The organism is Rhodococcus sp. LMD (assembly GCF_056108245.1).
This window is the reverse complement of the sequence record NZ_CM148557.1, coordinates 3,587,392-3,599,150: the sequence shown is the minus strand read 5'-3', so window position 1 is coordinate 3,599,150 and position 11,759 is coordinate 3,587,392. Positions and strand designations below refer to the sequence as shown.

At 73.2% G+C, this 11,759-nt stretch carries 11 protein-coding genes; 6 read left to right on the top strand and 5 right to left on the bottom strand.

Annotation, left to right across the window (positions count from 1 at the left end):
• Positions 1-10 precede the first annotated feature (10 nt).
• From rplQ to ACWPQI_RS16620, 3 genes are all read left to right on the top strand, one after another.
• Entirely contained in the window at positions 11-583 is a 573-nt protein-coding gene (rplQ, locus tag ACWPQI_RS16630) for a 50S ribosomal protein L17 (RefSeq protein ID WP_003938063.1), read from the top strand.
• A gap of 5 nt (positions 584-588) precedes the next feature.
• The gene (gene truA / locus ACWPQI_RS16625; RefSeq protein ID WP_064066055.1) at positions 589-1,503 is read left to right on the top strand and encodes a tRNA pseudouridine(38-40) synthase TruA; all 915 of its coding nucleotides are present in this window, start codon (positions 589-591) and stop codon (positions 1,501-1,503) included.
• An 89-nt stretch (positions 1,504-1,592) separates the two neighbouring features.
• Complete coding sequence (locus tag ACWPQI_RS16620; RefSeq protein ID WP_017679667.1) at positions 1,593-2,585, top strand: alpha/beta hydrolase; 993 nt, start codon at positions 1,593-1,595, stop codon at positions 2,583-2,585.
• A 274-nt stretch (positions 2,586-2,859) separates the two neighbouring features.
• Here ACWPQI_RS16620 and ACWPQI_RS16615 read toward each other — a convergent pair whose 3' ends face one another.
• Complete coding sequence (locus tag ACWPQI_RS16615) at positions 2,860-2,994, bottom strand: hypothetical protein (protein ID WP_263623492.1); 135 nt, start codon at positions 2,992-2,994, stop codon at positions 2,860-2,862.
• Between the two features lie 295 nt (positions 2,995-3,289).
• Positions 3,290-4,432, bottom strand: coding sequence for an acyl-CoA dehydrogenase family protein (locus ACWPQI_RS16610; RefSeq protein WP_048773479.1), 1,143 nt, complete (start codon positions 4,430-4,432; stop codon positions 3,290-3,292).
• Between the two features lie 57 nt (positions 4,433-4,489).
• Here ACWPQI_RS16610 and ACWPQI_RS16605 point away from each other — a divergent pair, with 57 nt between their 5' ends.
• Positions 4,490-5,071 (top strand): TetR/AcrR family transcriptional regulator, encoded by a 582-nt coding sequence (locus tag ACWPQI_RS16605; protein ID WP_010595592.1) that lies wholly within the window; start codon positions 4,490-4,492, stop codon positions 5,069-5,071.
• 18 nt (positions 5,072-5,089) lie between these two features.
• Complete coding sequence (locus ACWPQI_RS16600; RefSeq protein ID WP_040272351.1) at positions 5,090-5,656, top strand: NADPH-dependent FMN reductase; 567 nt, start codon at positions 5,090-5,092, stop codon at positions 5,654-5,656.
• Here ACWPQI_RS16600 and eccE read toward each other — a convergent pair.
• Complete coding sequence (gene eccE, locus ACWPQI_RS16595; protein WP_029540132.1) at positions 5,644-7,269, bottom strand: type VII secretion protein EccE; 1,626 nt, start codon at positions 7,267-7,269, stop codon at positions 5,644-5,646. The two genes, ACWPQI_RS16600 and eccE, sit on opposite strands and share 13 nt — an antisense overlap.
• Positions 7,270-7,374: 105 nt before the next feature.
• On the opposite strand from eccE, the gene eccB reads away from it, so the two are divergent.
• A complete protein-coding gene (eccB, locus tag ACWPQI_RS16590; RefSeq protein ID WP_064066058.1) occupies positions 7,375-8,829 on the top strand; it encodes a type VII secretion protein EccB in 1,455 nt (484 codons plus the stop codon).
• Here eccB and mycP read toward each other — a convergent pair.
• Together mycP and eccD are read right to left on the bottom strand one after the other, a co-directional pair.
• Entirely contained in the window at positions 8,775-10,172 is a 1,398-nt protein-coding gene (mycP, locus tag ACWPQI_RS16585; protein WP_040272358.1) for a type VII secretion-associated serine protease mycosin, read from the bottom strand. The two genes, eccB and mycP, sit on opposite strands and share 55 nt — an antisense overlap.
• A 1-nt stretch (position 10,173) precedes the next feature.
• Positions 10,174-11,634 (bottom strand): type VII secretion integral membrane protein EccD, encoded by a 1,461-nt coding sequence (eccD, locus tag ACWPQI_RS16580; RefSeq protein WP_048773474.1) that lies wholly within the window; start codon positions 11,632-11,634, stop codon positions 10,174-10,176.
• Positions 11,635-11,759: the final 125 nt, after the last annotated feature.

Genomic DNA, 11,759 nt, shown 5'->3' with positions numbered 1-11,759 from the left:
GAGATTCATCATGCCCAAGCCCAAGAAGGGTGCCCGCTTCGGCGGGTCGGCCTCGCACCAGAAGGCGTTGCTGGCCAACCTGGCCACCGCGCTCTTCGAGCACGGCCGCATCACCACCACCGAGGCCAAGGCCAAGGCCCTGCGGCCCTACGCCGAGAAGCTCGTCACGCACGCGAAGGCCGGCACGCTGGCCAACCGTCGTGAGGTGCTGAAGGTCATCCGCAACAAGGACGTCGTCCACACGCTGTTCGCGGAGATCGGCCCGTTCTACGAGGACCGCAACGGCGGCTACACGCGCATCGTCAAGACGATGCCGCGCAAGGGTGACAACGCTCCCATGGCGATCATCGAGCTCGTCAAGGAGAAGACCGTCACCTCGGAGGCCGACCGCGCCCGTCGCGTCGCCGCCTCGCAGAGCGCGCCGGCCACCGAGGCCCCGGCCGAGGAGAACGTCGTCGAGGCCGTCGAGGCCGACGCCTCCGACGCGCAGGTCGAGAACGCGGACGCCGTCGTCGACGCGATCGAGGACGAGACCGCCACCGCGGCCGACGCCAAGGACGCCGACGAGGCCAAGAAGGACTAGTCCACTTGGTTTCGGCATCCGCTGAAGCGAACGAGCCCGTCGCCCCCCACCGGGGCGGCGGGCCCGTTGCTTTCGAGAACCCGTCCGCCGCCGGCGAGGACAGCACCCGGCTGCGGCTCGACATCGCCTACGACGGCACCGACTTCTCCGGCTGGGCACGGCAGCCCGGACGACGGACGGTGTGCGGGGAGATCGAAGAGAAGCTCGGGGCGGTCGTACGCACTCCGGTCCAGCTCACGGTCGCCGGGCGGACCGACGCCGGGGTGCACGCGTCCGGTCAGGTCGCGCACGTCGACGTCCCCACCGCTACCCTTCCGGACGACCTCGCCCGCCTGGTGCGACGGCTCGCGCGGTTCCTGCCGCGCGACGTCCGCGTCACCGGCATCTCCGTCGCCCCGCCCCACTTCGACGCCCGTTTCTCGGCGGTCCGCCGGCACTACGAGTACCGGCTCACCACCGCCGTCTACGGCGCCGAGCCGCTGCGGGCCCGCGACACCGTCGCCTGGCCCAAACCGGTGGACGTCGACGCCATGCGTGCCGCCTCGCGGTCGCTGCTGGGCCTGCACGACTTCGCCGCCTTCTGCAAGCGGCGCGACGGTGCGACGACGGTCCGCGAACTGCAACGCTTCGACTGGACGCGCACAGGGGACATCCTCACCGCGCACGTGAGCGCGGACGCGTTCTGCTGGTCGATGGTGCGCAGCCTCGTCGGGGCGGCGCTCGCGGTAGGGGAGGGGCGGCGCAGTGTCGAGTGGACGACCGCGCTGCTCGACGAACGGCAGCGCGCCGCGGCCGTGGCCGTGGCTCCGGCGCACGGACTCAGCCTCGTCGGCGTCGACTATCCCCCCGACGACGAACTCGCGGCACGCAACGCGGCCACCCGCGAGGTACGTGGGCCCGTCGGTCCCGGCTGCTGCTGACCCGCGGCCGAGCCTGCCGGTGATATGTTCCGACGAGCACGTCCCCCGGCCGGCCCGGCCGGGGGATCGGCATGTGAGAGGGAGGCACAGTGCTCGACCTGCCCGCGATCCGGCGGCGAGGCGCGACGGTCGCGGCGGCCCTGCTCGCCGCGGCGTCCCTGCTGACGGCACCGGCGGCCGCCGAGCCGGCTCCGGCCGGGGCCTACGTCGATCACGTGGAGGAGCGAACCGCGCGCGACTGGGTGTTGCACGTGTACTCACCGTCCATGGACCGGGTGATCCCGGTCGAGGTGATCCGGCCCGCCGACACTTCCGCTGCCCGGCCGACCTTCTACCTGCTCAACGGAGCGGGTGGGGGCGAGGACGCCGCGAACTGGCGGGAGCAGACGGACGTCCGCGAGTTCTTCGACGGCAAGAACGTCAACGTCGTCACTCCGGTGGGCGGGGCCTTCTCGTACTACACGGACTGGGTCCGTGACGACCCGAAGCTCGGCCGGCACCGGTGGGCGACGTTCCTGACGTCGGAACTGCCGCCGGTCGTGGACGCGGCACTGGGCGCCGACGGTCGCAACGCCGTGGCGGGGATGTCGATGTCGGGCAGTTCGGTGCTGGCCCTCGCGCAGCAGTCGCCGGGACTGTACGAGGCGGTGGCGTCCTACAGCGGGTGCGCGCAGACGAGCAGCGATCCTGGGCGCAGCTACGTCGAAGCCGTCGTCACGATCGGGGGCGGCGAGGTCGAGAACATGTGGGGCCCGATCGGAGGGCCGGGGTGGATCGCCAACGACGCGGCGCTGAACGCGGAGAAGTTGCGCGGGACGACGCTGTACATCTCCTCCGGCGGTGGCCTGCCGGGTCCGCACGAGGCGGCCCTGGGCGGGCAGGTGGATCCGGTCGACCTACTCGTCCTCGGATCCATCGAGGCGGCTACGGCACAGTGCACCGAGCGGCTGCGACGGACCTTCGACGAACTCGGGATCGAGGCGACCTTCAGCACAGCGGCAGAGGGCACGCACTCGTGGGGATACTGGCAGGATGCGCTGCACGAGTCCTGGCCGATTCTCGCCGAGGCGATCGGCGCGTAGCGCGGCCCGGCACGAGCGACGGAAACGGCAAGGGGCGAGGTCGGGTGACCTCGCCCCTTTCGCTACGCGCGTCGAGGCTTCTCTCAGATCAGCCAGCTGAGGAAGGAGAGCACGTGGTCGACCAGGGAGCCGAGCGAGCCGAGCAGCATGGGGATTACCTCCGATGTCGATGGACAAATCCTGGACGTACGTCCAACCAAGATCTAAGTACAGGATGTCCGCTTTGCCCAGAAAATGTGACGCAGGATACCGGGGCACGGCGAGGGTTCCGAGGTCAGTCCGCGATCATCCGGAGCAGCGCCGCGAGCGCGCGGAACGGCAGCGTCAGGACCCGCAGGAACAGGACGCCGAGCTCGGCGAGTGTCGCCACCGTCTCCGCGGCGTCGGCCGCCCTCTCCACTCGGTCCACGGCTCTGCGACCCCGTCGACGATGTCTGTCCACCGGCGCACGGTAGCAGGCGGTTCGCGAAATCTGACAGGAGGATGTTTCAGATTCCGCGGCACGAGTTATCCCGGCAGTGCCGGGGTGCGCGTGCCGCCGGGGAGGACGGCCGCGCGCCCCGGCACCGCTGCGGGCCCGCGCCCCGGCTCGACCGGGACTTCAACACCCGGCACGGCCGGGAGTTCGCGCCCGGCGCGGCCGGGAGTTCACACCCCGGCGCGGCCGGGAGTTCACACCCCGGCGCGGCCGGGAGTTCACACCGTCAGCCCGCCAGGTGCCGCGCGATGACCAGCCGCTGGATCTGGTTCGTCCCCTCGAAGATCTGGGTGATCTTCGCGTCCCGCATGAAGCGCTCGACGGGAAAGTCCCGGGTGTAGCCGTAGCCGCCGAGTACCTGCACGGCGTCGGTGGTCACCTTCATCGCCGCGTCGGTCGCGACGAGCTTGGCGACCGACGCCTGCCGCGAGTAGGGCAGACCGGCGTCCTTGCGGCGCGCGGCGTCGATGTAGGTGGCGCGGGCCGAGTCCACCGCCGCGGCCATGTCGGCCAGGACGAATCCGAGGCCCTGATGGTCGATGATCTTCTTGCCGAACGCCTTGCGCTCCTTGGCGTAGGCGGTGGCCTCGTCGAGCGCGGCCTGCGCGAGACCCACCGCGACGGCCGCGATCCCGAGGCGGCCCGAATCGAGGGCGCTGAACGCGATCGGCAGGCCCTGCCCCTCGGCCCCGATGCGGCGCTCCTCGGGGACGAACGCGTCGTCGTAGTGGGCGGTCGTGGTGGGGATGGCATGCAGGCCCATCTTCTCCTCGGGCTTGCCGAAGCTGAGGCCCTCGGTTCCGGCGGGCACGAGGAAGCAGGAGATGCCCTTGGAGCCGGCGTCGGAGGTCCGGGCGAACAGCGTGTAGAAGTCCGCCTTGCCGCCGTTGGTGATCCACGCCTTCGATCCGGAGATCCGGTAGCCGCCGTCCACGGCTGTCGCGCGGCAGGTCAGGGCCGCGGCATCGGACCCGGCCTGCGGCTCGGACAGGCTGTAGGCGCCGATCGTCTCGCCGCCGAGCATGGCGGGCAACCACCGGGCCTTCTGCTCCTCGGTGCCGTGGGTGGCCAGCGCGAAGCACGACAGGCCGTGCACACTCACCGCGACCGCGACGGCCGCCCAGCGGGCGCCGAGCTCCTCGAGCACCTGCAGGTACACCTCGTACGGCTGATTCCCGCCGCCGAACTCCTCCGGGTACGGCAGGCTCAGCAGTCCCGCCGCGCCGAGGGCGGGGAACACGCCCTCGGGGAACGTCTCGTTGCGCTCGTGTTCGACGACCCGCGGCGCGAGAACCTTGTCCGCGACGTCGCGGGTCAGCTCGATGAGGTCGTAGGCCTCGGGGGTGGGCAGCAGGCGCTCGACGGGCACGGTGACTCCTCGCTCGGAAAATAGTACTGAGAACGATACTGCAGTACTATCTGCAGTATGACAAGAGCGGGAACCCGGCGCGGCACGGCGCGGCAGGCGCAACTGTTCGACCAGCTCGTCGCGCTGTTTCTCGCCGAGGGCTTCGCCCGCTTCACCCTCGACGACATCGCCGCCCGCCTGCACTGCTCCAAGTCGACCCTGTACGCCCTCGCCGAGAGCAAGGACCGCCTCGTCCGCGCCGCCACCGTGCACTTCTTCCGCGGCGCGACCGAGCGCGTCGAAGCCGAGCTCGACGGCCGCAGCGGCGCCGTCGACCGCATCCGCGGCTACCTCGAGGCCGTCGGCCGGCAACTCGAACCCGCCTCCGCGCAGTTCATGGAGGACATGGCTGCCGCCCCCGCCGCCCGTGAGGTCTACGAGCGCAACACCCGGCTCGCCGCCGAACGCGTCCGCGACCTCATCGCCGCCGGAGTCGCCACCGGGGAACTGCGCGACGTGCACGCCGCGTTCGTCGCCGACGTCGTCGCCGCCGTCATGGTCCGCATCCAGCAGCGCCACGTCGCCGAGGCCACCGGCCTGCCGGACGCCCAGGCCTACCGCGAACTCGCCGCCCTGCTCACCCACGGCCTCACCGCCTGACCCGCCTACCATCGGCCCATGGACGCCGAAGCCCCGATTCGTCTCGAGATCGTCGTCGCCAGCGTGCGGGCCGGGCGGATCGCGCCCGTCGTCGCCGACTGGTTCGCCGCCGCCGCGCGGCAACGCCGCGAGTTCGACGTCGGCGTGCTCGACCTCGCCGACACCCCGCTGCCGCAGGATCTGTCCGGCGGCCGGGAGGCCGAGGCGTTCACCCGGCGCATCGGTGCGGCCGACGCGTTCGCGGTCGTCACCTCCGAGTACAACCACGGCTATCCGGCCGCACTGAAGACCGCCCTCGACACCGTCAAACACGAATGGCGCACCAAGCCGGTCGGATTCGTCTCCTACGGCGGGCTCTCCGGCGGTCTGCGCGCCGTCGAACAACTCCGGCAGGTCGTCGTCGAGGTGCACATGGTTCCCGTGCGCGAATCGGTCAGCTTCCACCGCGTCAAGCACGCCTTCGCCGCCGACGGCACCACCACCGACGGCGCCGCCGCCGATGCGGCCCAGCGGATGCTGACCCAGCTCGCCTGGTGGGCACGGACCGTGCGCGCCGGACAGAGCGCCGAACCCTACCCGGGCTGAGGAACCCGGCTGCGCCCACCCGCGCGCGGACGACCGAGGAACGCGGCTTCGGCGCCGACACTCACCAGCGACAACGACACCCGGCGGCCCCCAGCCGTGAGCACCACCCGATCCCCGGCCGCTCCGGGCTGCAGGATCGACACGTCCGGGCGCTCACGCGGCCACCGATCCGGATCCACGTGCACGTGGATCGCGGTCGCCCCGGCGGGAACCGCCGCCGGGCGCACACCGTCGTACACGATCGTGTCGAAACCCCGCTCGTCGCCACCGAGGCGCAACCGGTCCGGTCCCGCGGCGGCGAGCAGGGGGCGCCAGGCCGAGGCGCGATCGGTGTGGATCGCCACCCGCGCGCCGATCGCGACCGACCGGAACACCAGCTGCTGCGCCAGGTACAGCTCCCCGGCGACGTAGACGGTGCGCACGCCCCGGCCGGTCACGCGAGCTGACACGGCCGCTCCGGACTCGTCCGCCCCGACCACCTGCCCGCATCCTGTCACCGGCAGGGTCAGGGCGTCGGCGTCGCCGAGCTGCACGGTGCGCAGGGGGACCAGATCCTCGAGCCCCGCCGCGGCCGTCGGCGTCGACGCCAGCAACCCGTCCAGTTCGCGACTCCACAACCGCCGAGTGCCCGGCATCCGGCGGCTCGGCTCGGGGGACCGGCTCGTTCCGCGCAGCACCGCCCCCACCCGCACGGTTCCGGGCTCGGTGCCGGGTCGCAGGCGCACCGTGATCGTCGCCGACGACAGCGGCTCCGACCAGACGCGGGTCAAGGTCGCCCGGTCGAGGTGACCCGGTTCGACGACCGAGGCCCGGCTGAGACCGCCGGGAAGCCGTACCGCGTCGCGATCCTCCTCGAGCAGCAGCGGATCCGCGCATCCGGTGACGGACTCCACCGCCCGGGTGATCTCTCCCGCGTCGAGGATCCGCGCGGCGTGGTGCTGTTCCGCCAACGCCCGCACGACCCGGCGCGCCGCGATGCTCACGGCGCGTGCCGCGCCCTCGGCCCCGCCGCCCCGGCGCGCCACCGCGGCCGGGCAGGCGAGGGCGTCGAACCGCAGCGCGAGCCACACCGTGCGGGTCGCGGCGGCGGGCAGCGGACCGACCAGGCTCCCGTATGCCTCGCCGGCCACGGTCTCGTCGCACGCCCGGCGGCCGTGCGCGACGACGTCGATCCCGTCGAGTTCGACGTCGTGCCGCGAGAGGCACGCGGCGATCGCCGCCAGCGGAAGCCGGCGCAGGGGATCTGCCCGGTCGCGTGTCAGCCGGGTGAGGTCGCCGCCCGTCGGCACCAGCTCCACGACCGCGACGACGGCCGAGCCGTCCCAGCACACCCCGACAGGTCCGTCGCCGGCCGCGGCGACGTCGACGATCACCGGGGCGGTACGGATCGGACGGTTCCGGAATCGCCACCATTCCCGCGACCAGTCGACGGCGTCGCGCCCCCGGACCGGGACCACCACCGACACCGCGGCCAGCGCCGCCACGACCACCGAAGCGGGAAGCGGGGCGCCGGCGGCCGCCGCGATCGTCCACCCGATCAGCGCTGCACACTGCGCCCGCACGACCCCGGCCGCGGAGCGGCGCCGTGGCCGCCGGAAAACCCCATGCTGCACGACGATTCCCCCGTTCCCCCCCGAGCGACGGCCCGGTCCCCCCGATGTTCCCCGCCGGAACTGTACTGTGTTGCGGCGGAGGGGGCGTCGTACGGGGGAGGATCGATGGGAGCGCAGCCGACCACGCGCTGGCAGGTCAACGGCTACCGGTTTCTGGTGCGCCGCATGGAGCATGCACTGGTGCGGCGGGACGTGCGGATGATCCACGACCCGATGCGGTCGCAGTCACGCGCGCTGGCGGTGGGTGCCGTCCTCGCCTGTGTCGGACTCGCGGGCTGCGCCGCACTCGCCCTGTTCCGCCCGCAGGACAAGATCGGCGATGCCACCATCGTGGTGGGTCGCGAATCCGGCGCGATGCTGGTCGCGATCGACGGCACCTTCCATCCGGTGCTCAACCTGGCCTCCGCCCGCCTGGTGCTCGGGCGGCCCGACGAGCCCACCGTCGTCGCCGACGAGGAATTCGAGACGCGCCCACGGGGTTCCCTCGTCGGCATCCCCGGTGCGCCGTCGGCGCTGGCACACGTCGCGGAACCGCTGTCGTGGACGGTGTGCGACACCGTGGCCTCCGACGGAAGCCGCTCGGTCACCACAATTGTCGCCGCCGGGGAGCCCGCCTACGGCGACCGCGCACGACCGCTCACCGACGACGAGGCCCTGCTCGTCGCGGCCGACGGCAGGCACCATCTGGTGTACCGCGGATCGCGCGCCGAAGTCGACCTGTCGGACCGCGCGCTCACCCGCGTTCTCGGCCTCGATGCCGGCATGGCGCGTCCCGTCGGTCCGGCCCTGCTCGCCGCCATCCCGGAGGTGCCGCGGCTCGAGGCTCCGCGGATCCCCGGCGCCGGCGACGAGCCCCGCTATCCGATCGGCTCGCTGACCGTCGGTTCGGTGGTCCGCGTCGCAGTGCCGGACGGGAAGAAGTTCTACGTCGTGCTGCGCGACGGTGTGCAGGAGGTGTCCGAGGCGACGGCACAGATCGTCCACTTCACCGATTCGCAGGGCGCCGCGGAGATCCCTGCCGTCCCGCCGGATCTGCTACGGGACGCGCCGGCCGTGCGGGGTCTCGACGTGGACACCTTCCCCACGACCGTGCCCACGGTCGTCGATGCCGGCGACCGCCCCGTCGGATGCCTGACGTGGACCCCGGAGGCCGCCGCGGACGGACAGTCGCGGTCCGTCGTCGAGGTGTCGGCAGGCTCGGCACTGCCGCTACCCGAGGGGGCGGTGCCGGTGTCCCTGGCTCAGGCGGACGGTGGCGGGCCCGAGGCCGACAGCGCGTACCTCGCGCCCGGCCGCGGCGCGTTCGTGCAGACCACCTCCGTCGCGCCGGACAGTGCGCGGCGCGGCGCCCTCTTCTACGTCGCCGACACCGGCGTGCGGTACGGCATCGTCGACGCGGACGCCGCGACCGCCCTGGGATTCTCCGAACCCGTGCCCGCGCCGTGGCAGATCGTCGAATTGTTCGCGCCGGGACCGGCACTCGGGCGGGCGGAGGCGCTCGTCGCTCACGACGGCGTCGCACCCGATCCGGACCCGGCGCCGGTCGGCGCCGGCAGCTGACGCCGGCGTCGCAGCGACGCTGTCGCTCCCACGATCACGAGCACCACAGTCGCCGCGACGACCGCGACGTTCCGGGGCCGTTGATCCGTCGGCGCCGGTGGTGCCGGGGATGCGACGGCCACCGAACGGGGCACCTGCGGACGCTCTTCCGTCCACGGGGCGGTCACCGCCGCGAACGGGTCGATGACGCCGTGTCCCACCCGCGGATTCCAGCCCTCGGCCGGCGCGTGCGCCGTGGCCTCGATCCGCAGCGCGACGGCGCGGGCATCGAGATGCGGAAATCGTGCCCGTACCAGCGCGACGGTCGCGGATACGAGTGGCGCCGCGAAACTGGTGCCCGACACCGGAATCGGGCCCTGTGCTCCCCGATAGGCGTCGACGAGGCCGTCCGCGGTGGGATGCAGGGAGACCACACCGCTGCCGGGTGCGGCGACATCCACCCACGGTCCCGGCAGGCTGAAGCTCGACGGTGAGCCGTCGGGCTCGACCGAACCGACCGTCAGTACGTAGTCGTCGTACCAGGCCGGCGAGGCCACGGTCGTGACCGCACGCCAGGGATCCTCGCCCGGGCGGAGCGGATCGAGTCCGTGCGGATTCGACCCCCGGCAGCGCTCCTCCACATTCCCGGCGGCGGCGACGACGACGGCGTCCTTCACCTCCGTCGCGTACCGCACCGCCGCCCCGAGTTCGGGGTCGTCGATCCCTTCTGCGGCCGGAGCGCAGGCGACCTCGGAGATGTTGATGACGGTGGCGCCGCGATCCGCGGCGTGGCGCACCGCCATCGCCATCGTGCGCACGTTGCCGTAGCCGGGTGACGTGCGCGCATCCTGGTCGTCGGCGTCCGGCCGGTGCGCCGAGAAGTGGCGGCTGGACTGGCGCACGGTGAGGATCCGCGCGTCCGGGGCGCCGCCGGCGAATCCCGACCCGGCGACCGGGCGGGCCGCGACGAGTCCCGCCACCAGGGTCCCGTGGGCGTCGCAGTCCTGCGTCCCGTCGCCCGAGGAGACGTAGTCCCCGCCGGGGACCAGCCCGGGCAGCCTGGCGTTCCGGCCCACTCCGGTGTCGATCACCGCCACGAGCTGGCCCGCGCCGCGTGTCAACGGCCACACGGCCGGAAAATCCAGGAGGCGTTGCGGTTCCGGGATCGAGGCGGTGTCGTCGACGGTGGCGACGGTGGTGCACGGCGAACGTTGCGCGGTGTCGTCGACGGGGCCGGGCGCCGCGGGGGGAGGCAGGCTCCCGGCATCGGCGGGCGGGGGCTGCGCCCCGGCGAACGGGGCCGTGCCGAAGGACGAGGTCGTCAGCACCAGAGCGACGAGGAAGAGACGTGCCCCGCGGGCCACGTCAGATCCCGCGGACGGCGGCGTAGAGCCCCGTGACCCAGCAGGCCAGCGGCAGGACCGTCGCGATCGTCGCGTACTCGACGAGCTCGGCGGCGCGCCGCTGCACCGGAGTGAACGAGCGACGCGGGGCGGCCACGCCGAACACCAGCGCTGCGGCCGCGACGCCCGCGGCGAGGGCGAAGACCGCGACGGGCGGCACGGATCCGCTGATCGCGGCCGCGGCGAGCAGGGCTACCGGCACGGATGCGCCGCCTGCCACCAGCAGCGTCGCCTGGCGCGCGTCGGTATAGGTGCGGCCCCGCAGCATGATCACCGCCGCAGCGGCGAGCGCCAGGGCGGTGCCCGGTCCGACGGGGTCGTCCCCGGACAGCGGGGCTGCCGCGCACCACGCACCGGCGACGGTCAGAACGGCTCCCGCACCGACGAGACCGGTGAGGTGGTCGCGTGCCCGCGCGGCGGCCGCCGCGAGCTCGCCCCGATCGGGCAGGGACCGGTCCTCGCCGTCCGGGCCGTCCTCTCCGTCCTCGATCCGGGGTGCTCCCGCGCCGGGGCCGGGTACCGGGGGCAGCGGCAGGTCGGCGAGCTTCATGGCGAGCCGGGGAGCGAACGTCACGGTCAGCATCGCCGTGACGACGACTCCGGCTCCGACCGCGGACGCGGGGATTCCCGAGGTGGCGACGAGGAAGGCGGCCGCCGCCACCGCGGCGACGGCGGCAACCGCGGTGAAGGGCACCCGTCCGACGTCGGCCGAGACCAGGACCAGGGTTGCCGCGGCCCCCGACAGGACCGCACCGAGCATCGAGTGTGCCGGTCCGAAGGCCCCCGGCACCACGAGGATTCCGGTGACGAAGGCGGCCGGCACCGCGCAGGCGCACAGCAGCGCCACGGGGCGACGGTCGTCGCGGGCCCGGCCGAGCAGGATCCCGGCGAGCAGGAGCAGGACGGCGAGTGCGCCGCAGCCGGCCCCGGCGGCAAGCCGTCCCTCCGGCGCGGAAAGGCGCAGCAGAGCCCCCGCACCGACCGCCGTCGCGGACAGGGTGACCGCTGCCGCGACCGTCGCCGCCGCGCCCGGCGACCAGCGGCCCGTCCCGGCCTCGTCGGCGGTCGCGACGCTGTGGGTCACGTCGTCGAACAGCGGGGGTGGCGCCGGTGTCGACGCGTCCTCGAGCACGAGCAGATCGCCGTCGCGGACGCCCTGCTCGTGCAGACTCAGTGCCGCCGCGAGCCGCGACGAACCGAGGCGGGCCAGCGCCCATGCTTCGGGCTCGACCCGCTCGACGGAGGGGTCGAAGTCGTTGACGGCGCGGTGACTCGCGACGAGGTCGACGACGCCGGGCACGATCAAGGCGACGGGCACGTCGCCGGGCAGGGCGAGATCGACCTGTGTGTGCCGTGCCAGCACGGTCACCCGGCAGAGTTCGGGTGGGTCGATCCGCCCCGGTTCGGTATGCGCAGCCGTCATCGTCCATCCCCCCGTCGTCCCCCGACCGTGCTTCGGTCCGGACGGGCTCGCCCGCCCGCCCGGACCTCGCGGAGACGATACGACATCGCCTTGCGCAGACGCCGTCGCGTCCGCCTGCATGCCGA

Coding starts and splice junctions, on each gene's coding strand:
- ACWPQI_RS16600 (WP_040272351.1), top strand. CDS start 5,090: ATGGACGCCGAAGCCCCGATTCGTCTCGAGATCGTCGTCGCCAGCGTG.
- eccD (WP_048773474.1), bottom strand. CDS start 11,634: ATGACGGCTGCGCATACCGAACCGGGGCGGATCGACCCACCCGAACTC.
- rplQ (WP_003938063.1), top strand. CDS start 11: ATGCCCAAGCCCAAGAAGGGTGCCCGCTTCGGCGGGTCGGCCTCGCAC.
- ACWPQI_RS16605 (WP_010595592.1), top strand. CDS start 4,490: ATGACAAGAGCGGGAACCCGGCGCGGCACGGCGCGGCAGGCGCAACTG.
- eccB (WP_064066058.1), top strand. CDS start 7,375: ATGGGAGCGCAGCCGACCACGCGCTGGCAGGTCAACGGCTACCGGTTT.